At 61.8% G+C, this 18,979-nt stretch carries 21 protein-coding genes and 1 tRNA gene; 8 read left to right on the top strand and 14 right to left on the bottom strand.

The annotated features are described in order from the left end of the window. Positions 1-45 precede the first annotated feature (45 nt). Together QYQ99_RS08095 and QYQ99_RS08090 are read left to right on the top strand one after the other, a co-directional pair. Positions 46-981, top strand: a complete 936-nt coding sequence (locus tag QYQ99_RS08095; protein ID WP_302093136.1) for an ATP-binding protein — start codon at positions 46-48, stop codon at positions 979-981. Between the two features lie 12 nt (positions 982-993). After that, complete coding sequence (locus tag QYQ99_RS08090) at positions 994-1,464, top strand: NUDIX domain-containing protein (protein ID WP_302092192.1); 471 nt, start codon at positions 994-996, stop codon at positions 1,462-1,464. Between the two features lie 12 nt (positions 1,465-1,476). On the opposite strand, the gene QYQ99_RS08085 is transcribed toward QYQ99_RS08090, so the two are convergent. The 8 genes from QYQ99_RS08085 to QYQ99_RS08050 all read right to left on the bottom strand — a co-directional run bounded on the left by QYQ99_RS08085 (position 1,477) and on the right by QYQ99_RS08050 (position 8,296). After that, positions 1,477-1,686: a DNA gyrase inhibitor YacG gene (locus tag QYQ99_RS08085; protein WP_034357520.1), complete on the bottom strand. Its 210-nt coding sequence runs from the start codon at positions 1,684-1,686 to the stop codon at positions 1,477-1,479. A gap of 99 nt (positions 1,687-1,785) precedes the next feature. Continuing rightward, on the bottom strand, positions 1,786-2,541 hold the full coding sequence (gene zapD, locus QYQ99_RS08080; RefSeq protein ID WP_302092191.1) for a cell division protein ZapD: 756 nt from the start codon (positions 2,539-2,541) through the stop codon (positions 1,786-1,788). An 87-nt stretch (positions 2,542-2,628) separates the two neighbouring features. Further along, complete coding sequence (gene coaE / locus QYQ99_RS08075) at positions 2,629-3,255, bottom strand: dephospho-CoA kinase (protein WP_302092190.1); 627 nt, start codon at positions 3,253-3,255, stop codon at positions 2,629-2,631. Positions 3,256-3,258: 3 nt separating this feature from the next. Continuing rightward, the gene (locus QYQ99_RS08070; RefSeq protein ID WP_302092189.1) at positions 3,259-4,128 is read right to left on the bottom strand and encodes a prepilin peptidase; all 870 of its coding nucleotides are present in this window, start codon (positions 4,126-4,128) and stop codon (positions 3,259-3,261) included. Beyond that, the gene (locus tag QYQ99_RS08065) at positions 4,128-5,345 is read right to left on the bottom strand and encodes a type II secretion system F family protein (protein WP_302092188.1); all 1,218 of its coding nucleotides are present in this window, start codon (positions 5,343-5,345) and stop codon (positions 4,128-4,130) included. The genes QYQ99_RS08070 and QYQ99_RS08065 overlap by 1 nt, the downstream gene beginning before the upstream one ends. A gap of 24 nt (positions 5,346-5,369) precedes the next feature. Beyond that, positions 5,370-7,112 carry a type IV-A pilus assembly ATPase PilB gene (gene pilB, locus QYQ99_RS08060; RefSeq protein WP_302092187.1) on the bottom strand — a complete coding sequence of 581 codons (1,743 nt, stop codon included), beginning with the start codon at positions 7,110-7,112 and terminating at the stop codon, positions 5,370-5,372. 138 nt (positions 7,113-7,250) lie between these two features. Next, positions 7,251-7,327 (bottom strand) — tRNA-Pro (locus QYQ99_RS08055). 39 nt (positions 7,328-7,366) lie between these two features. Beyond that, complete coding sequence (locus tag QYQ99_RS08050) at positions 7,367-8,296, bottom strand: polyprenyl synthetase family protein (RefSeq protein WP_302092186.1); 930 nt, start codon at positions 8,294-8,296, stop codon at positions 7,367-7,369. Positions 8,297-8,661: 365 nt separating this feature from the next. On the opposite strand from QYQ99_RS08050, the gene rplU reads away from it, so the two are divergent. From rplU to proB, 4 genes are all read left to right on the top strand, one after another. Continuing rightward, positions 8,662-8,973: a 50S ribosomal protein L21 gene (gene rplU / locus QYQ99_RS08045; RefSeq protein WP_003058536.1), complete on the top strand. Its 312-nt coding sequence runs from the start codon at positions 8,662-8,664 to the stop codon at positions 8,971-8,973. A gap of 16 nt (positions 8,974-8,989) precedes the next feature. Then, complete coding sequence (rpmA, locus tag QYQ99_RS08040; protein ID WP_003058534.1) at positions 8,990-9,247, top strand: 50S ribosomal protein L27; 258 nt, start codon at positions 8,990-8,992, stop codon at positions 9,245-9,247. Between the two features lie 156 nt (positions 9,248-9,403). Beyond that, on the top strand, positions 9,404-10,519 hold the full coding sequence (cgtA, locus tag QYQ99_RS08035; RefSeq protein WP_302092185.1) for an Obg family GTPase CgtA: 1,116 nt from the start codon (positions 9,404-9,406) through the stop codon (positions 10,517-10,519). Between the two features lie 110 nt (positions 10,520-10,629). Beyond that, entirely contained in the window at positions 10,630-11,769 is a 1,140-nt protein-coding gene (gene proB, locus QYQ99_RS08030; RefSeq protein WP_302092184.1) for a glutamate 5-kinase, read from the top strand. A 52-nt stretch (positions 11,770-11,821) separates the two neighbouring features. Here proB and QYQ99_RS08025 read toward each other — a convergent pair whose 3' ends face one another. Then, positions 11,822-12,526 carry an RNA pyrophosphohydrolase gene (locus QYQ99_RS08025; protein ID WP_302092183.1) on the bottom strand — a complete coding sequence of 235 codons (705 nt, stop codon included), beginning with the start codon at positions 12,524-12,526 and terminating at the stop codon, positions 11,822-11,824. A gap of 94 nt (positions 12,527-12,620) precedes the next feature. Between QYQ99_RS08025 and QYQ99_RS08020 the strand changes: the two genes are divergently transcribed. Together QYQ99_RS08020 and QYQ99_RS08015 are read left to right on the top strand one after the other, a co-directional pair. Further along, entirely contained in the window at positions 12,621-14,363 is a 1,743-nt protein-coding gene (locus QYQ99_RS08020) for a proline--tRNA ligase (RefSeq protein ID WP_302092182.1), read from the top strand. A gap of 9 nt (positions 14,364-14,372) precedes the next feature. Beyond that, entirely contained in the window at positions 14,373-15,026 is a 654-nt protein-coding gene (locus QYQ99_RS08015) for a lytic transglycosylase domain-containing protein (protein WP_302092181.1), read from the top strand. 109 nt (positions 15,027-15,135) lie between these two features. Here the strand turns inward: QYQ99_RS08015 and QYQ99_RS08010 are convergent, their stop codons facing one another. The 5 genes from QYQ99_RS08010 to QYQ99_RS07990 all read right to left on the bottom strand — a co-directional run bounded on the left by QYQ99_RS08010 (position 15,136) and on the right by QYQ99_RS07990 (position 18,979). Further along, positions 15,136-16,521, bottom strand: a complete 1,386-nt coding sequence (locus QYQ99_RS08010) for a hemolysin family protein (RefSeq protein ID WP_302092180.1) — start codon at positions 16,519-16,521, stop codon at positions 15,136-15,138. Between the two features lie 97 nt (positions 16,522-16,618). Further along, the gene (locus tag QYQ99_RS08005; protein ID WP_302092179.1) at positions 16,619-17,077 is read right to left on the bottom strand and encodes a ribonuclease HI family protein; all 459 of its coding nucleotides are present in this window, start codon (positions 17,075-17,077) and stop codon (positions 16,619-16,621) included. A gap of 31 nt (positions 17,078-17,108) precedes the next feature. Beyond that, positions 17,109-17,429, bottom strand: coding sequence for a Grx4 family monothiol glutaredoxin (gene grxD / locus QYQ99_RS08000; RefSeq protein ID WP_003058519.1), 321 nt, complete (start codon positions 17,427-17,429; stop codon positions 17,109-17,111). 127 nt (positions 17,430-17,556) lie between these two features. Then, a complete protein-coding gene (gene prmC, locus QYQ99_RS07995; protein WP_302092178.1) occupies positions 17,557-18,432 on the bottom strand; it encodes a peptide chain release factor N(5)-glutamine methyltransferase in 876 nt (291 codons plus the stop codon). A 13-nt stretch (positions 18,433-18,445) separates the two neighbouring features. Then, positions 18,446-18,979 (bottom strand): SUKH-3 domain-containing protein, encoded by a 534-nt coding sequence (locus tag QYQ99_RS07990; RefSeq protein ID WP_302092177.1) that lies wholly within the window; start codon positions 18,977-18,979, stop codon positions 18,446-18,448.

Here is an 18,979-nt window from a genome sequence, read left to right as displayed (position 1 = left end):
GCAAGAAGCTATAAAAAATATGGAGATTTGGTCGTGCAAGATGTGATGAACCCTTTGGAGCGCCTGGTCGAGCGTGCCGAGCAATTGATGCAGCGCATCGAGTCCGTGCTGCCCCAGCCCCTGCAGGCGCCCACCGACTGGGGTGCGGCGATTGCCTGGCGCTACCGCAAGCGAGCCAACGGCTGCGGCGTGCTGGAGCCGGTGCGCCATGTGGGTGCCATGCAGTTGTCCGATCTGCAGAACATCGATGTGCAAAAGGAAAAGATTGCCCGCAATACCGAGCAGTTCGTCAGCGGTCGCACGGCGAACAACGTGCTGCTGACAGGCGCGCGTGGCACGGGCAAGTCCTCGCTGATCCGCGCCTGCCTGCACAGCTATGCACCCCAGGGGCTGCGTCTGATTGAGGTGGACAAGGTCGATCTGACCGATCTGCCCGACATCGTCGACGTGGTTGCGGGCCGGAGCGAGAAATTCATCATCTATTGCGATGATCTGAGCTTTGAAGAGGGCGAGCCCGGCTACAAGGCCATGAAATCCATGCTGGATGGCTCGGTTTCCGCTGCCACGCCCAATGTGCTGGTCTATGCCACCAGCAATCGCCGCCATCTGCTGCCCGAGTACATGACGGACAACCTGGCGCAGCAAAAAAGCGAGAACGGCGAGATCCACCCGGGCGAGGTAGTGGAAGAGAAAATCTCCCTGTCCGAGCGCTTCGGTCTCTGGGTGAGCTTCTACCCCTTCAGTCAGGACGAGTATCTGCGCGTGGTGGCGCAGTGGCTGTCAGCGCTGGGCATGGACCTGGCCACCATCGAGGCGGCCAGGCCCGAAGCCCTGGTCTGGGCGCTGGAGCGCGGCTCACGAAGCGGCCGTGTGGCCCACCAGTTCGCGCGCGACTACGCGGGCCGCAACGAGCGCCCCGTGACGGTCAAGAAGCGCATTGAAGATGTGGATGGTCTGGCTGAAGAAGCAGACCTGGAATGAAGAAAGAGTGTTGTGGAAGTGACTGCTGAAACACAGGCGCAGCGCAAGCACACGGAAGTGGCCGTGGGCGTGCTGCTGCGCGAATCCGATGGGGCGCTGCTGATTTCAAGCCGCCCTGCAGGCAAGCCTTATGCCGGCTACTGGGAGTTTCCTGGCGGCAAGCTGGAGGCTGGCGAGAGCGTGGAAGAGGCCTTGCGCCGCGAGCTGATCGAAGAGCTGGGCGTGACCATTGGCCAGGCCCATGCCTGGAAGGTGACCGAGCATGACTACCCGCATGCGCTGGTGCGTCTGCACTGGTGCAAGGTGACGCAATGGACGGGCGAGTTCGAGATGCGCGAGGGCCAGCAGATGGCCTGGCAGCAGTTGCCGCTCGATGTGCACCCGGTCCTGCCGGGCGCCTATCCCGTGCTGCAATGGCTGAGCGAGGAGCGTGGACTGGTCTTTGATCAAAGCCATTACGAGGCGCAGCAGCCCGTGGATTGAAGCGGTATGCGCTTAGTTTTCCGTGCGTGGATCGCCAAACGGTGCATCTTCGGGGGGCGTCTGAGCCGGAACGCGGAACTCTTCATTGCCCCAGGCGCCCAGGTCGATATTGCGGCAACGCTCGCTGCAGAAGGGGCGGAATTTGTTGCTGGGCAAAAAAACGCTGGGGCCGCCGCAGGTCGGGCATTTCACCATGGTGGGGGATTGCTTGTCAGTGCTCATGGCGTAGATGTATCACAGCTGGAAAACACGGGTGGCTGACCCTGAAAGCCATTGAGCCGCAATTTGCGGCTCAATCGGGGCGAGAAGACTGCCGGTGACTTATGCGCAGAGCGTCAGCTCGAAAGAGGCGTCGTCATTGCTGGGCTGAGGCTTGCTGCCATTGGCCAGCCTGAGCAGGCGCACCGATACCAGCAGGCGGTTGCCGCTGATCTCGGGCACCAGATTCAGATGGGGATCTATGCGCAGGCGCAGCAGCTGGAAGCTGCGGCCGGCCGGCATGGCCTGCTGGAACACGCCTTGCTCGGCCACCACGCGCTGGGGGATGCCGGTTTCGCGCAGCAGCTGCAGGATCAGCTCAAGCGCCTGACCCAGGGGGGTCAGCTCGCTGGCCCAGTCTTCGAGGTCGCGCTGGCGGTAGCGCGGATCGAGGTTCTGCCAGGCGTGATAGGCCGGCAGGTCAAAGCTGCAGGTGCCGCCGGGTATGCCCACACGGCTGCGGATGGACATCAGCCATTCGTTTTCGGTCAGCGCCTGGCCGGTCTTGCCGGTCTGTGCATTGATGGTGGCAAAGCAGCTCTCCACCTGGCGCGCCACCTGGTGCAGCATGTGCTGGGAAATATCGGGGTTGTCGCGCAACACGTCCAGCAGGTGCTTCTGGCGCTCCAGATCCTTGATGACGTCGGCCCGCAGATCGCTGCGCGAGGCCACGTCCATGATCTCGAAGATGGTGATCAGGGCGAAATGATGATCGACCGAATGCGCGCGGGTCAGCAGCTCGCGCAGACGGCGATACAGCTGCTCAAGGCGCAGATAAGTTCTCAGACGCTCGTTAAAAGGATATTCGTACAGGATCACGTTTGCTGGGCTCCTCGGGGCGCACAGGAATCAGCGGTCAACGTGCACATGCGGCGATCACACGCACAGGCCAAGCCATGGCCTGCATCATAGCCCGAACCATGCAGCGATTTGATCGGTATATGCGTGGAGAGTTTCGATTGTGACCCCGTCATCGTTATAGATGACCCAGTCGGCCGTGGCCAGACGCTGGGCACGCGTGGCCTGGGCGTCGATGATGGCCTGCACGGCCTCGTGTGTGAGAGCGCTGCGCGCCATGACGCGCTCTGTCTGCGTGCTCTCTCGGCAGTCCACGACCAGCACGCCATCCAGGCGTGTTCGCCAGTGGCCGGACTCGACCAGCAGCGGAATGTCGTGCACGATGAGTTGGCTGCCGGCCGCCACGGCTGCTTCATGCTGCTGCCGGGTCTGCTCGGCGATCAGGGGGTGGAGTATGGCTTCCAGGCGCTGCCGCGCGGACGGATCGGCGAAGACCAGCTCGCGCATGCGGGCGCGGTTGAGGGCGCCCTGCGCGTCGATCAGGTCGGCGCCAAAAGCCTGAGCGATAAGGGGCAGGGCGATGCCGCCGCTTGCCGTCAGGCTGCGTGAGATATGGTCGGCATCAATCAGCGTTGCGCCGCATGCCTGCAGCCTGGCTGCAACGGTGCTTTTGCCGCTGCCGATGCCGCCCGTCAGCCCCAGCCTGAATGGTGAGCGCTCAGGTGCGACTTTCATGGCTTACAGGCCTGCAAAGCTGAGCACCGCTTGCGGGCCCCAGATCAGGCTGACGAAACCGCCGCCGGCGAGAAAGGGGCCGAAGGGCACATAGCCGCCTTCGCGCAGCTGGCTGTTGATCTTGAGTGCAATGCCGATGACGGCACCCACGACCGATGCCATGAGAATGATGGGTACCAGTGCCTGCCAACCAAACCAGGCACCGAGTGCGGCAAACAGCTTGAAGTCGCCGTAGCCCATGCCTTCCTTGCCCGTTGCCAGCTTGAAGGCCCAAAAGACAAGCCATAGCGACATATAGCCTGCGACAGCGCCCCACAGCGATTGCTGCAAAGGTACGCTGGTCCACTGCAGTGCGGAGGCGATCAGGCCGGCCCAGAGCAGGGGCAGAGTGATGGAGTCCGGCAGGAATGTGGTGTCCCAATCTATCAGTGCAAGCGCCAGCAGCGCCGCGCTGAAGCCGCACCAGGCAAAGCCGGTGGCGCTCAGGCCGTCGCGGCCCAGGCAGAAGGCAAACAGCGCGGCGCAGACCAGTTCAACCACCGGGTAGCGCAGGCTGATGGGCTTTTTGCACTCGGCGCAGCGGCCGCGCAGAAACAGATAGCTCAGCACGGGAATGTTCTCGTACCAGGCAATCTGATGGCCGCAATGCGGGCAGCGCGAACGAGGCTGGCTCAGAGTGACAGCAGGCTTGGCCGGCGGCAGCTCGATCCTGGCGCCCTTGTCCTTTTGTTCTTCGGCCCATTGCGCCCCTTCGGCATGCCATTCCTGCTCCATCATCAGAGGCAGGCGGTGGATCACCACATTCAAAAAGCTGCCGATCAGCAAGCCGAGGACGCCGCCGGCAGCGGCATTCAACACCAGTTCGGAAATCATCACACCACTTGACCCATCTTGAAGATAGGCAGATACATGGACACCACGATGCCGCCGATCAAGGTGCCCAGGAAGACGATGATGATGGGCTCCATCAGGCTGGACAGCCCCGCCACCATTTCGTCGACTTCGCTCTCATAGAAATCGGCTGCCTTGCCCAGCATATGGTCGATGGCGCCCGACTCCTCGCCGATGGCACACATCTGCAGCACCATGGAAGGGAAGATATTGGCATTGGCCATGGCAACCGTGAGGCTGGTGCCTGTGGAGACTTCCGACTGAATCCTGTCGGTGGCGTTTCTGTAGAGGTAGTTGCCCGAGGCGCCTCCCACGGAGTCCAGCGCCTCGACCAGCGGCACGCCGGCGGCAAACATGGTGGACAGCGTACGCGTCCAGCGGGCCACGCAGGACTTTTCAATCAGCACGCCGAAGATAGGCAGCTTGAGTATGGCGCGGTCCATGAACTGCTGCACGCGCTCGTTGCGCTTCCAGGCCTGCATGAAGAAATAGAGGCCGCCACCCAGCACGCCGAAGATCAGCCACCAGTACTGCACGAAATACTCACTGATTGCCATCACCAGCAAGGTGGGCGCGGGCAGGTCGGCGCCAAAGGAGGTGAAGACCTCCTTGAAGGCCGGGATCACGAAGATCATGATCACGGTCACCACGACAAAGGCCACGATCATCACCGATATCGGATACATCAGCGCGGACTTGATCTTGGACTTGATGGCTTCCGTCTTTTCCATGTAGGTGGCAAGACGGTCCAGCAGCGATTCCAGAATACCTGCGGCCTCGCCGGCCTCCACCAGGTTGCAGTAGAGGTTGTTGAAATAGAGCGGAAACTTGCGAAAGGCCGCGCTCAGCGAGGTGCCGGTTTCCACGTCTGAGCGGATGTCGTTGAGCAGCTTGGTGACATTGGGATTGGTGTTGCCTCGGCCCACGATGTCGAAAGACTGCAGCAGCGGCACGCCGGCCTTCATCATGGTGGCCAGCTGGCGCGTGAACAGCGCAATGTCCTTGGGCTTGATCTTCTTGCCGCCGCGGGTCCTGCGCTTCTTGATCTTGGACGGAGTCACGCCCTGGCGGCGCAGCATGGCCTGGATCTGATTTTCTCCACCGGCACGAGTCTCGCCGCGAACGATCTTGCCGTTGCGGTCCTTACCTTCCCACTCGAAGAGAAATTCCTTGATTCCCTTGGACGCTGCGCTTGCCATGGCGTTCCCTCACTGATACTGGTTTTATTCGTTGGTGACAGCCAGCACTTCTTCGAGTGAGGTCAGACCCAACTTGACTTTATGCAGGCCCGAGCCACGCAGAGAGCGTACTCCTTCGGCCTTTGCCTGTTCGGCAATCTCCAGAGCGCTGCCGTCACGCAAGATGATGCGTTGAATTTCTTCGCTGATGGGCATCACCTGATAGATACCGACACGTCCCTTGTAGCCGTTGTTGCAGGCCGGGCAGCCGACAGGCTTGTAGCTGACCCAGCTGCCGTTGAGTTCTGCTTCATCGTAGCCCGCTTCGAGCAGGGCCTCATGCGGTATGTCGGCAGGTTCCTTGCACTGCGCGCACAGGCGTCGCGCCAGACGCTGGGCGGTGATCAAAATCACGCTGGAGGCAATATTGAAAGGGGCGATGCCCATATTGCGCATGCGCGTCAGCGTGGTCGGAGCGTCATTGGTGTGCAGCGTGGACAGCACCAGGTGACCGGTCTGGGCGGCCTTGATCGAGATGTCGGCGGTTTCCAGGTCGCGGATTTCGCCGACCATGATGATGTCCGGGTCCTGGCGCAGAAAGGATTTGAGCGCAGCAGCAAAGGTCAGGCCAGCCTTCTCGTTCACATTGACCTGGTTGACGCCGGGCATGTTGATTTCGGAGGGGTCTTCGGCGGTGGCAATGTTCACGCCCGGCTGGTTGAGCAGGTTCAGGCAGGTGTAGAGCGACACGGTCTTGCCCGAGCCCGTGGGGCCGGTGACCAGAATCATCCCGTAGGGGCGGCTGATGGCCTTGAGCAGGCGCTCTTTTTCCTCGGGCTCGTAGCCCAGGGCGTCGATGCCCATCTTGGCCGAGCTCGGGTCCAGGATACGGATCACGATCTTCTCGCCAAACAGCGTGGGCAAGGTGCTGACACGAAAGTCGATGACGCGGTCGGGGCCGACCTTGAGCTTCATGCGGCCGTCCTGCGGAACGCGTTTCTCCGAGATGTCCAGGCGCGAGATCACCTTGATGCGCGAAGCCAGCTTGTCCTTGATCGCGATAGGAGGAGAGGCTATCTCGCGCAGTTCGCCGTCGATGCGAAAGCGCACGCGGTAATTGTGTTCGTAGGGCTCGAAATGCAAGTCGGATGCGCGCATATTGAAGGCGTCCAGCAGCATCTTGTGCAGAAACTTGACGACCGGCGCATCCTCGACCTCGGCGCCGACGGTATTGTCTTTTTCCTCGGGGGCATCCTCGATCTTGACGTCGTCAAAGTCAAAGTCTCCGGAGCTGGAATAGGAGTCCAGCGATTCGCTGACGCTCTTGCCGGTCTGCTCGACGAGCTTTTGCAGCTTGTCGGCCTCGACAACCACCCAGTCCACCAGTAACTGAGTCGTGAATTTGATCTGTTCGGCAGCTTCCTGCTGAGTGGGGTCTGCCGTGGCGATGGTGAGCCGATTGCCGCGCTTGCTGATTGCCAGCACACGATAGGCGTTGCTGATTTTCGGGTCCAGCAGCTCGCGCGGAAGTTGCTGGACGTCGATGGCGTTGAGGTCCAGCAGCGGAGTGCTGAACATCATGGAAATGGTTTCGGCAATTTCCAGCGCGCTGATTTCGCCAGACTGGCTGAGCTCGGTAATGAACGGGGTCTTGCCTGTGGCGGCTTTCTTGGCAGCGTTCTCGGCGGCTTGCTGCGAAACCTTTCCTGCAGAAATCAGGGCTCTGCCTAGACCAGGGATGGCGATGGGCGCAGGGGCGTTCTTTTGCAGATTGTCGGCAGCGGCCATGTATCCAAGTCTGGGAGGGGTGGGAGAGGACCTATCCTACCATTCTTGTTGTGACAAACGACAGGTCGCCCCAGGCGCATGCATGCGTCAATGCCGCGTCATTGGACATGGCGCAAGAAACTGCGACAAAAATGAAATTGGTCGGGGTGAGAGGATTCGAACCTCCGGCCTCTACGTCCCGAACGTAGCGCTCTACCAGGCTAAGCTACACCCCGCAGGCTTTGTTTGTGGAGCACCGTGATGCACCTGGCGATTCAGGTGCGGCGCTCCAAAAGCTGAGAAGCCAATTGTAGCAAACTTGCGGTGTATGTATTGCTTGGCAGCGAAGCCAAAGCATCAATGGCGCGCTGAGCTTCCGCGTGCGCGGCGGCTCGGGCAACGTCCAGGGCGCCGGTGCTGCGCACGATTTCCACTACGGCATCCAGTTGATCCGTAGAGCCTTGTTCGATGGCGTTGCGCACGATGGCAGCCTGCTCGGCGTTGCCGCGCTGCATGGCGGCGATCAGGGGCAGGGTGCATTTGCCTTCGCGCAGGTCATCGCCCAGGTTCTTGCCCATTTCCTGAGCGTTGCCGGTGTAGTCGAGCACATCGTCAATGATCTGGAATGCCGTTCCAAGTGCCTGGCCGTAGGCTGCACAGGCTTGCTCCACTTCGGGCGTGGCACCCGCCAGCACGGCTGCCAGCTGTGCGCTGGCCTCGAATAGCTGGGCGGTCTTGGAGCGGATGACGTGCAGATAACCGGCCTCATTCAGCGAAGCATCATGAGTGTTGATGAGCTGCTGGACTTCGCCTTCTGCGATCACGTTGGTGGCGTCGGACAGAATCTGCAGCACACGCATGCTGCCCACTTCCACCATCATCTGGAAGGAGCGGGTGTGCAGAAAGTCTCCGACCAGAACGCTGGCAGGGTTGCCAAAGGTCTCGTTGGCCGTGGCCCTGCCACGACGCAGCGTGGATTCGTCCACCACATCGTCGTGCAGCAAGGTCGCGGTGTGAATCAGCTCCACCACGGCGGCCAGGATGTATTTGCTCTTGGCCTGGTGGCCCAGGGCGCCGGCGATCAGCAGCAGCAGTGCCGGGCGCAGGCGCTTGCCGCCGGCGGCAATGATGTATTGGGAGATCTGTGCGATCAGGGGGACGCTGGTTGTCAGTCGCTGAGCAATGACGATATCCACTTCGCGCATGTCATCTGCGATCAAGGCAAGCGGATTGGATGTGGAAATTTCTGTAGTCAAGGTGATGAACCGCCAAGTGGACTCACGATTATAGGAAGATGCAACAGGATTTTGCGTGGTGCCCTCAGAGCCCGTTCAAGTGAACAGAGGCTTTGCGAGCGGTCTGCGGCCTTGCAGTCGCTTGCAAGGAGCAGGCCTTGCCGTGCGCCTGCGGCTGGCATCTCGTTTCGCGCGCCGCCAGGGGTCAGGGGCGCGGCTTGCGGAGATCCCGAAGCGCTTCCTGGGGGTATGGCGGCAGAGAAAATGCATGCGTGCTAGAATTGCCGGCTCCGTGAAAATCATTTCATGGAACTCTCAAAATTTAGAGGTTTTCAATGTACGCAGTCATAAAAACCGGCGGCAAGCAGTATCGCGTTGCAGCTGGCGAAAAGATCAAGGTAGAACAGATTGCTGCGGACGTAGGCCAGGAAATCGTGATCGACCAAGTTTTGGCCGTCGGCAACGGCGCTGAAATCAAGGTTGGTGCCCCCCTGGTGTCCGGTGCATCTGTAAAGGCAACTGTGGTTGCTCACGGCAAGCACGACAAAGTGCACATCTTCAAGATGCGCCGTCGTAAGCACTATCAAAAGCGCCAAGGCCATCGTCAGCAGTTCACCGAACTGCAAATCGTGGCAATCGCTGCTTAATTTTAGGAGCTAAGTCATGGCACAGAAAAAAGGCGGCGGCTCTACGCGTAACGGACGTGATTCCAAGCCAAAAATGCTGGGCGTGAAGGCCTTTGGTGGCGAGCTGGTGACAGCTGGTTCCATCATCGTGCGTCAGCGCGGCACCAAGTTCCACCCCGGTGAGAACGTTGGCGTGGGCAAGGATCACACCCTGTTTGCACTGGTTGACGGCCACGTGTCGTTCGGTGTGAAGGGCGCTCTGTCCAAGCAAACAGTCAACATCACGGCTGCATAAGTCGTCTTTGACTCAAACAAAGCCCCGACTTGTCGGGGCTTTGTTGTTTGAAAAGGCTCCAGGCAGCAGATTTCTGGCAGATGGGGCATGGTAATAGACCACTCAGGTGTGGCCCGGGGCTTCTGGTGCACACCGATTTTGTAGACTGGATGCCTCATGAAGTTCGTTGACGAAGCTTTTATCGACATTGCAGCCGGTGACGGCGGCAATGGTTGCGTGTCTTTCCGGCACGAAAAATACAAGGAATTTGGCGGCCCCGACGGTGGCGACGGTGGCCGTGGCGGTCATGTGTACGCCGTGGCCGATGTGAACCTGAACACGCTGGTGGATTACCGCTATTCGCGTCGCCACGAGGCCAAGCGCGGTCAGCACGGCATGGGCTCCGACATGTTTGGTGCGGCCGGTGACGACATCACGCTGAACATGCCCGTGGGCACCATCATCAGCGATGCGGATACCGGCGAGGTGCTGTTCGAGCTGCTCGAGCCCGGCCAGGTCATCACCATCGCCAAGGGCGGTGACGGCGGTTTCGGCAATCTGCGTTTCAAGAGCGCCATCAACAGGGCGCCGCGCCAGAAGACTCCCGGCTATCCCGGCGAGCGCCGCAACCTGAAGCTGGAGCTCAAGGTGCTGGCCGATGTGGGCCTGCTGGGCATGCCCAATGCCGGAAAGTCCACTTTCATCACGGCCGTCTCCAACGCCCGCCCCAAGATTGCCGACTATCCCTTCACCACCTTGCATCCCAATCTGGGTGTGGTGCGCGTGGCCGCCGAGCAGAGCTTTGTGGTGGCCGACATCCCGGGTCTGATCGAGGGCGCCTCCGAAGGTGCTGGCCTGGGTCACCAGTTCCTGCGCCATCTGCAGCGCACACGTCTGTTGCTGCATATCGTGGACATTGCACCGTTCGACGAGGGCGTGGATCCGGTCGAGCAGGCCAGGGCCATCGTGGCCGAGCTCAAGAAGTACGACGCCGAGCTCTACGACAAGCCGCGCTGGCTGGTGCTCAACAAGCTGGACATGGTTCCCGCAGAGGAGCGTGCCGCCAAGGTCAAGGACTTCGTCAAGCGCTTCAAGTGGAAGGGCCCGGTCTACGAGATCTCGGCGCTGACCCGCGAAGGCTGCGAACCGCTGATCCGCAAGATCTACGAGCATGTGCACAACCAGCAACTGGCGGAGCAGGCTCCCAAGGAGATCGATCCTCGTTTTGCGGGAGGCGAGGATTCTGCTCTGGATATGACCGATCCGCGTTTCGCCTCTTACGATCCGGAATAAGCTAGAGGGTATAACCCAGCAGCGCACTTGGTGCGCTGTTTTGCTTTGAATTTAATAGCTGCTTGCGCTTTATTCATAGGCGTTTGAGGCCTAAAACACTGTAAATTCTCATGTCTTCCAATGTGCTGCGTGATGCCCGTCGCATCGTCGTCAAAGTCGGCTCCAGCCTGGTTACGAATGAAGGTCGTGGCCTGGATGAGGCCGCCATTGAAGAGTGGAGCCGCCAGTTGGCGGCATTGGTGAATGGTGAAGACGGCGTCAAGCGCGAAGTCATCATGGTCTCCAGCGGCGCCATTGCCGAAGGCATGAAGCGACTGGGCTGGGCCACGCGTCCGACCGAGGTGCATGAGTTGCAGGCCGCTGCTGCCGTCGGTCAGATGGGGCTGGCCCAGATGTACGAGACCAAGCTGCGCGGCGAAGGCGTGCCCAGTGCCCAGGTGCTGCTGACCCATGCGGATCTGGCCGATCGCGAGCGCTATCTGAACGCCCGCACCACGCTGCTGACACTGCTGCAACTGGGCGTGGTGCCCGTCATCAACGAGAACGACACGGTGGTGATCGACGAGATCCGCTTTGGCGATAACGACACCCTGGGCGCGCTGGTGGCCAATCTGGTCGAAGCCGATGCCCTGGTCATCCTGACCGATCAGCGCGGCCTCTACAGCGCCGATCCGCGCAAGAACCCCGATGCCAGGTTCATCGACGTGGCCGAAGCCGGCAACCCCGAGCTGGAAGCCATGGCCGGCGGAGCGGGCCTGTCCATCGGCACCGGCGGCATGATCACCAAGATCCTGGCGGCCAAGCGTGCAGCGGGCTCCGGTGCTTCCACCGTGATCGCCTGGGGACGTGAAAAAGACGTGCTGCTGCGCCTGACGCGTGGCGAGTCCATTGGCACGCTGCTGGTCGCCAACACGCACAAGATGCAGGCGCGCAAGCAGTGGATTGCCGACCATCTGCAGCTGCGTGGTTCGGTGACCGTGGATGCGGGTGCCGTCTCCAAGCTGCGTGATGAAGGCAAGAGCCTGCTGCCCATAGGCATGATCATCGTGGAGGGCGATTTCTCGCGCGGCGAAGTGATTGCAGTGCGTGATGAGAACGGCGCCGAGATCGCCCGTGGTCTGGCCAGCTATGCCAGCGCCGAGGCGCGGCTGCTGTGCCGCAAGAGCTCCTCGGAGATCGAAGCGCTGCTGGGCTACTCGGCCGGCCCCGAAATGATGCATCGCGACAATATGGTGGTGGCCGGACACTGAGCCTGGGCCGCCGACAAAAAAGCCGTAATGCTGCGAGGCATTACGGCTTTGTTCATTGCAGAGGCTTGTGGTCGGGCGGATTGTCTATGCCGGTCTGCGGGTCCGGGTCAAAACTGGCACCGGGCGGCAGCTCTATGCCGGGGTTGATACGAAAGCTCCCTGTGCGGGCGGGGTACATGACCTGATGGTGCTGCCCCGGATGGGCAGTGCTGCCGGTGGTCTGGCCTGCCTCCTGCTCGCGCGGCCGCATGCCGCTGCGCAGATAGCGGTTGCGCTGCTGCTCGCCGCGCGGTAAAAAGCGCGCGAGCTCGGTCAACGCCATTTCATAGACGCCGCGTTTGAATTCGACCACCACATCCAGAGGAACCCAGTAGTCATTCCAGCGCCAGGCATCAAACTCAGGGTGGTCGGTGGCACGCAGGTTCAAGTCCCAGTCATGCCCAACCAGTTGAAGCAAAAACCATATCTGCTTCTGGCCTTTGTAATGCCCGCGCGCGTCGCGGCGGATGTACCTGTCTGGCACCTCGTAGCGCAACCAGTCCCTGGTGCGGGCAACCACGCGAACGTGATTGGGCTTCAGCCCCACTTCCTCGTGCAGCTCGCGGAACATGGCTTGCTCGGGTGTCTCACCCCGATCAATGCCACCTTGCGGAAACTGCCAGCTGTGGGTGCGAATGCGTTTTCCCCAGAACACCTGGTTTCTTTGGTTGAGCAGGATGATGCCGACGTTCGGGCGAAATCCGTCCCGGTCAAGCATAATCAAACCCCAAATTTTTGAATTGTGTTCATTATGCATGGCCCCTTGTGATCGACAAGCGGGCCATGCCTATTTCCACTGAATTGCCAGTTCCATGAAAGCCTCCCAATTTCTCATCTCCACCCTGAAAGAAGCTCCGGCCGATGCCGAAGTGGTCAGCCACAAGCTCATGATGCGGGCTGGCATGATCAAAAAGCTGGGTGCTGGCATTTACAACTACATGCCCATGGGCTTGCGCGTGATCCGCAAGGTCGAGGCCATCGTGCGCGAGGAAATGAACCGCGCCGGTGCCATCGAAACCACCATGCCCGTGGTGCAGCCCGCTGAGCTGTGGCAGGAAACCGGCCGCTTCGAGAAGATGGGCCCCGAGCTGCTGCGCATCCAGGATCGCCATGGCCGTGATTTCGTGATCCAGCCCACTTCCGAAGAAGTGGTCACCGATATCGCGCGCCAGGAGTTCAAGAGCTACAAGCAGCTGCCCAAGAACCTCTACCAGATCCAGACCAAGTTCCGTGACGAGCGCCGTCCGCGCTTCGGCCTGATGCGCGGTCGCGAGTTCATCATGAAGGACGCCTATTCCTTCGACAAGGATCGCGATGCGGCCCAGATCAGCTACCAGACCATGCGCGAAGCCTATAAGCGCATCTTCGATCGCTTCGGTCTGCAGTACCGCGCCGTGCGTGCTGATTCGGGCGCCATCGGTGGCGATCTGAGCGAGGAGTTCCAGGTCATCGCTTCCACGGGCGAGGACGCCATCGTCTACTGCCCGAGCAGCGACTACGCGGCCAATATCGAGAAGGCCGAGAGCCTGGCGCCCGCCCAGGCCCGTCCTGCCGCCGCGCAGGCCCTGCAAAAGGTCGCCACACCCGGCAACAGCACCTGCGAAGCCGTGGCCGAGCAGCTGGGCCTGCCTCTGGCGCAGACCGTGAAGTCGCTGGTGCTGGCCACGGACGAGCTCGACGACAAGGGTCTGATCGTGAAGACGCAGGTGTGGCTGCTGCTGCTGCGCGGCGATCATGAGATGAACGAGATCAAGGTCGGCAAGGTCGAGGGCCTGGCGGGCTTCCGTTTCGCGACCGTGGGCGAGATCGAAGAGCATTTCGGCACCAAGCCCGGCTATCTGGGCCCCATCGGTCTGAAGAAGCCCGTGAACATCGTGGTGGACCGCGATGTGGCCGTGATGGCCGACTGGGTCTGCGGCGCCAACGAGGAAGATTTCCACATCACCGGCGTGAACTTCGGCCGTGATCTGCCTGAGCCCGCCGTGGTGGCTGATCTGCGCAACGTGGTGGCGGGCGACCGTTCGCCCGACGGCGCGGGTGAGCTGGCGATTGAGCGCGGCATTGAAATCGGCCATGTGTTCTACCTGGGCACCAAGTATTCCAAGGCCATGGATGCGACCTTTCTGGGCGACAACGGCAAGCCGCAGCACTTCGAGATGGGTTGCTACGGGATTGGCGTGACCCGCCTGCCCGCCGCTGCCGTGGAGCAGAACCACGACGAGCGCGGCATGATCTGGCCCGATGCGATTGCGCCGTTCACCGTGGTGATCTGCCCCATCGGCATGGGTCGCAGCGAGGCCGTGAAGACCGAGGCCGAGAAGCTCTACGGCGAGCTGCTGGCACTGGGCGTGGACGTGATCCTGGATGACCGCGACGAGCGCCCCGGTGCCATGCTGGCCGACTGGGAGCTGATCGGCGTGCCCCACCGCGTGGTGCTGGGCGACCGTGGCCTGAAGGAAGGCGTGGTCGAGTACCAGCAGCGCCGTGACACAGAAGCCACAAAGCTGGCGACCAATGAGGTGCTGGGTCACCTCAAGAGCCGCCTGGGCTTGTAAGCTGCTTCAATGCCGGAAATCCTCCTCAGCCGCCGCTCCTGCCTGACTGCCGCAGCCTCGCTAGCCGTTCCATCGGCGGGCTGGATGCTGCCGCACACCGCATGGGCGGGCGGTCAGCTGGAGGAGCCGCTGGCGGATTCGGTACGTACGGCCCTGAGTGCAGCGGTGGCCGGCTCCGGGGCTCCGCCCGAGCTGGAGTTCACCTCCACGGAGGCGCGCATGAGCTATCTGCGCTGGCTGGTGGCTTGCAGCGACAAGCTGGCCAAGCGCAAGCCCGATCCTCAGGTCCGGCGCGAGTTCTTGCAGACCGTCTGGTATGAGTCCAAGCGCGCGGGCCTTGATGTGTCCATGGTCATGGGCCTGATTCAGGTGGAGAGCGGCTATCGCAAATACGCCATCTCCAGCGTGGGTGCGCGCGGCTATATGCAGATCATGCCGTTCTGGATGCGGCTGATCGGTGACGGCGATATCGGCAAGCTGTTCCACATGCAGACCAATCTGCGCTTTGGCTGCGTGATCCTGCGCCACTACATGGATCGCGAAAAGGGCGATGCCTATATGGCGCTGGGCCGCTACAACGGCAGCCGGGGCCAGCCCCAGTATCCGAATGCCGTGTTCGGCGCGCAGCGGCGCTGGCTGGTGGAAGAGCCGCAGTCGGTCTGATACCGTCGCGATATACAGAAAAAAGAGAGCGCCTAGCGCTCTCTCTTCATTGGTTTCAGCAATAAAAGAGCCTGAAGTCCTTTGGGGGTAAGCGCAAAAAGCTACTGATTCAGGAGTGATTGCTTTTGCTGGCCTGGGCCTGGGCGGCGCTGCCCTGTACCTTGGCCGCAGCGGCCGCCGAAGGTGCGGCAGATTCGGCCGCGGGCTCGGGCAGCTGGGTCACCATGACCTGGTCGATGCGGTAGCTGTCCACGTCCAGCACTTCAAACTTGTAGCCGCCCCAGATCACCGCATCGGTGCGGCGCGGCACGCGGCGCAGCATGACCATCAGGAAGCCGCCCAGGGTTTCGTATTCATCGTCATGCGGCATATCGTCCAGTTGCAGCACGCGCATCACATCCTCGACGGGGGTGACGCCGTCGATCAGCCAGGAATGCTCGTCGCGGCGGATGATCTGCTCTTCCTCGTCAGAAGGGCTGACCAGATCGCCCATCACCGTGCTCATCACATCGTTCAGGGTGACGACACCGACGACGCGGCTGTACTCGTTGACGATGACGGCAAAGTCTTCGTGCACCATGCGGAACTGCTCCAGCACCTCTGCAAGACTCAGTCGGTCGGGCACGATGAGCACCTTGTGAATCAGCGATCCATCCTGCAGGGACAGGGGCTGGTTGTTGAGCGCGCGCTGGAACAGGTCCTTGGCGTCGACATAGCCGATCACATGGTCGATATCGCCGTCGCAGACCGGGTAGGTGGAGAAGGGCTCCTCGGCAATGCGGGCGCGAATGATGGCGTCGGCGTCATCCTTGAAGAAAAAGGCAATGCGCTCGCGCTGCGTCATGGCCGAGGCCACGATGCGCGAGTCCAGCTCGAACACGTTGGCAATCACCTGCTGCTCGCGGGCGGCCAGCACGCCGGCCTTGGTGCCCGCTTCGGTCATGGCCAGGATGTCGTCGCTGGTGATGCGCTCGTCGCGCGTGGCAGGCAGGCCGAGCAGGCGAAACAGGGTGTCGGTCGCCAGGTTGTAGAACCAGATGATGGGCTTGAAGATCACCACAAACCAGCGCATGGGCGCGAGCACGCGCACCACATAGCGCTCGGGCTCGTTCATGCTGATGCGGCGCGGCAACAGGTCGGCCAGCAGGATGAAGGCCGAGGTGACTATGAAAAACGAGAGCAGGAACCCGAGCGTCGTCGAGAGGCTGGGCGAGAACCAGATCGAGAAAAATTCGGTCAGCGCGGGGCTGAACGCCCCCTCGCCCACGATGCCGCCGAGGATGGCGACGGCATTCTGTCCCACTTGCACCACGGTGAAATATTCGCCCGGCTGCTCCTGTACGCGCAGGGCATGCTCAGCTCCCTCATTGCCATCGTCGGCCATCTGGCGCAGGCGCAGGCGGCGGGAGGCGGCCAGAGAAATCTCCGCCACAGAGAAAAAGGCGCTGAGCAGAATCAGCAGAACAATCACCGCAAGGCTTTGGGACACACTCATAGGCAGGGCTGCTGCGGCACGTCGACGTGCCTGCGGCCGGTTATCAAGGAGTCTCTATTCGACCACATAAAGCCTGTGGCAGGCAGCTGTACTGGCTTCAGGACTGAAGCGCGGCTGCCGAATGGGCCATGCGTGCCAGTGCATCGGCCTCGGTATTGCGGTGTCTGGGCACCCATTGCAGCACCAGCTCGTCAAAGCCCTGCATCTGTGCACGGGCGGCCTCGAACAGCTGGCTGAGCCGCACAATCGGCCGCGCCGGCTTGGCCATGGGCGGGCCGAGCTGCTCCAGCAGCACCCGGGAGTCGGTGCGCACGGTCAGGCTGCGCGCGCCGAGATCGCGTGCCAGCGTCAGGGCCGCCATCAGGGCACGCAGCTCGGCTTCGTTGTTGCAGCCGCTGCGGTGCAGATCCTGCGACAGCGTATGGCGACTGCCATCGGGCAGCTGCAGCAACACGCCCAGGCTCATGGGGCCGGGGTTGGGCAGGGCGCTGCCATCGACATGGATGCAGCAGTGGTGGGCGGGCGCGGGTTTGGGGGGCGGCATGAAAAAAGCCACCGGGGGCCGGTGGCTTGCAGGCAGCTTGGTCTTACTTGGCGGCCAGCACTTGCTGCAGCTCGCCCGATTCGTACATCTCCATCATGATGTCCGAGCCGCCGATGAATTCGCCCTTGATGTAGAGCTGGGGGATGGTGGGCCACTGGCTGTAGTCCTTGATGCCCTGGCGGATTTCCTGGTCTTCCAGCACGTTCACGGTGGCGATGGACTTGGCATCCACACCGCAGGCCTTGAGGATCTGGATGGCACGGCCGGAGAAGCCGCACTGAGGGAAGCTGGCGTTGCCCTTCATGAACAGCAGGATGTCGTTGTTCTTGACCAGGTCGTCGATGCGTTGTTGAGTGTTGCTCATAGTGGGCTCCGGATTTTGGAAATGGCGGTACCAGCCGCGATGTCTGCAATTATTTCACCGACCGCAAGCAATGCGATGCTGTGAGGAAATCTTGCTGCCTGTTTATCTGGGGGCTCAGTTCTGGAAATCAAGCCTTGTCAGGGCGACAGCCGCCCGTGCAGCGCGCAATGCCGGCCAGGTCGTGGCGGTGCTGGACCTGCCCGAAGCCTGCATCCCGCATCAGCCGCGCCACGTCTTCGGCCTGATCCCAGCCATGCTCGAAAAGCAGCCAGCCGCCGGCCTTCAGGTGTGCCGGGGCCTGCTCGATGATGCTGCGTATGTCTTCCAGCCCATCTGCGCCGCTGGCCAGGGCCGACAGTGGTTCGTGGCTCAGCGCCGCCAGATGCGGGTCGTCGGCGCGGATATAGGGCGGATTGCTGACGATCAGATCGACAGGTTCCTGCCCGTTCAAGGGCTCCAGCCAGCTGCCGTGGGCGAACTGCACGGGCAGTTGGAGCCGGGCGGCGTTGCTGCGGGCCACGGCCAGGGCATCGGCGCTGGCGTCCACGGCAATGACCCGGGCTGCGGGGCGCTGGCTTTGCAGGGCCAGGGCAATGGCACCACTGCCGGTGCCCAGGTCGACGACGCGAACCGGCTGCCCTTCAGGCATGAGCTCCAGCGCCCAGTCCACCAGGGTCTCGGTATCGGGGCGCGGGTCCAGCACCCGGCTGTCCACGGCCAGATTCAGGCCATAGAACTCTTTGCTTCCGGTCAGGTAGGCGACAGGCGTGCCTTGCTGGCGCAGGGCGCACAGCTGGCCCCAGCGGGCCTGCTGCTCGGCGTTCAGCATATCGCCGTCATGGGTGATGAGCCAGGCGCGGGCATGCGCTGGCTGCTGCATCAAGTGCAGCAGCAGCATCTGTGCATCGACACGTGCCAGCCCTTGGCTGGCGGCTTGCTGCAGGGCTTGAGCGACGGAGAAAGTGGGGGGCGAGGGTTCGGTCATGGCTTGGCCGGTGGCCATCTTCTTCGGAAATTCAGTAAGGGTATACCTCGGGGGCACCCGCCTTGTAGCGCCTGCCGTACAACTGGGTCGACGACTGGCCGGGCTCCAGCATGGGGCGCGAGCGTATACCGAGCAACAGATGCTCCAGCGCCTGCTGAAGATTCTCGCCCTCGAAGCACATGCCTACAAAAGACCAGCCAAAGCAGCGTCCATCGCCCGCCATCAGCAACTGGCCGTGCCCATGGTGCACTTCGGCAAGTGGTATCAGCCGGGTGTTCAGGCGCTGTTCCCAGCAGAGCAGGGCGTCGTCCGCATCTTCGCTGGTGAAATGCGCTTCGCGCCAGTCAAACTCTATATCGCTGCTGGCGCATTCCCGGCCCTTGCCCACCTGGCCGATGTGCAAGCCTGCCAGGCTCTGCAGCGCAGCCACGGCGGGGTGGCAGGCCAGACTGGGCTGTTGGTCCAGAGCGCTCCGGATAAGCGCGGGTATGGCGACCTCGCGCTGCGGGGTCCAGCCCTGGGCTTGCAGCAGCTCCACAACAACAGGTGACTCGAAATTCAGCAT

Source organism: Comamonas testosteroni (genome assembly GCF_030505195.1).
In the GTDB taxonomy this organism is placed as follows: Bacteria; Pseudomonadota; Gammaproteobacteria; order Burkholderiales; family Burkholderiaceae_C; genus Comamonas; species Comamonas testosteroni_G.
Note: the sequence above shows the minus strand (reverse complement) of the source record. Positions and strands in the feature narration are given on the sequence as shown.

What these genes read in the sequence shown, in the direction of transcription:
- QYQ99_RS08095 (WP_302093136.1), top strand. Translation starts at nt 46, where the DNA reads ATGAACCCTTTGGAGCGCCTGGTCGAGCGTGCCGAGCAATTGATGCAG.
- pilB (WP_302092187.1), bottom strand. Translation starts at nt 7,112, where the DNA reads ATGGCCGCTGCCGACAATCTGCAAAAGAACGCCCCTGCGCCCATCGCC.
- QYQ99_RS08015 (WP_302092181.1), top strand. Translation starts at nt 14,373, where the DNA reads ATGCCGGAAATCCTCCTCAGCCGCCGCTCCTGCCTGACTGCCGCAGCC.
- QYQ99_RS08020 (WP_302092182.1), top strand. Translation starts at nt 12,621, where the DNA reads ATGAAAGCCTCCCAATTTCTCATCTCCACCCTGAAAGAAGCTCCGGCC.
- QYQ99_RS08050 (WP_302092186.1), bottom strand. Translation starts at nt 8,296, where the DNA reads ATGCGCGAAGTGGATATCGTCATTGCTCAGCGACTGACAACCAGCGTC.
- coaE (WP_302092190.1), bottom strand. Translation starts at nt 3,255, where the DNA reads ATGAAAGTCGCACCTGAGCGCTCACCATTCAGGCTGGGGCTGACGGGC.
- QYQ99_RS08085 (WP_034357520.1), bottom strand. Translation starts at nt 1,686, where the DNA reads ATGAGCACTGACAAGCAATCCCCCACCATGGTGAAATGCCCGACCTGC.
- QYQ99_RS08025 (WP_302092183.1), bottom strand. Translation starts at nt 12,526, where the DNA reads ATGCTTGACCGGGACGGATTTCGCCCGAACGTCGGCATCATCCTGCTC.
- QYQ99_RS08065 (WP_302092188.1), bottom strand. Translation starts at nt 5,345, where the DNA reads ATGGCAAGCGCAGCGTCCAAGGGAATCAAGGAATTTCTCTTCGAGTGG.
- rpmA (WP_003058534.1), top strand. Translation starts at nt 8,990, where the DNA reads ATGGCACAGAAAAAAGGCGGCGGCTCTACGCGTAACGGACGTGATTCC.
- grxD (WP_003058519.1), bottom strand. Translation starts at nt 17,429, where the DNA reads ATGAGCAACACTCAACAACGCATCGACGACCTGGTCAAGAACAACGAC.
- rplU (WP_003058536.1), top strand. Translation starts at nt 8,662, where the DNA reads ATGTACGCAGTCATAAAAACCGGCGGCAAGCAGTATCGCGTTGCAGCT.
- prmC (WP_302092178.1), bottom strand. Translation starts at nt 18,432, where the DNA reads ATGGCCACCGGCCAAGCCATGACCGAACCCTCGCCCCCCACTTTCTCC.
- proB (WP_302092184.1), top strand. Translation starts at nt 10,630, where the DNA reads ATGTCTTCCAATGTGCTGCGTGATGCCCGTCGCATCGTCGTCAAAGTC.
- QYQ99_RS07990 (WP_302092177.1), bottom strand. Translation starts at nt 18,979, where the DNA reads ATGCTGAATTTCGAGTCACCTGTTGTTGTGGAGCTGCTGCAAGCCCAG.
- QYQ99_RS08070 (WP_302092189.1), bottom strand. Translation starts at nt 4,128, where the DNA reads ATGATTTCCGAACTGGTGTTGAATGCCGCTGCCGGCGGCGTCCTCGGC.
- QYQ99_RS08010 (WP_302092180.1), bottom strand. Translation starts at nt 16,521, where the DNA reads ATGAGTGTGTCCCAAAGCCTTGCGGTGATTGTTCTGCTGATTCTGCTC.
- cgtA (WP_302092185.1), top strand. Translation starts at nt 9,404, where the DNA reads ATGAAGTTCGTTGACGAAGCTTTTATCGACATTGCAGCCGGTGACGGC.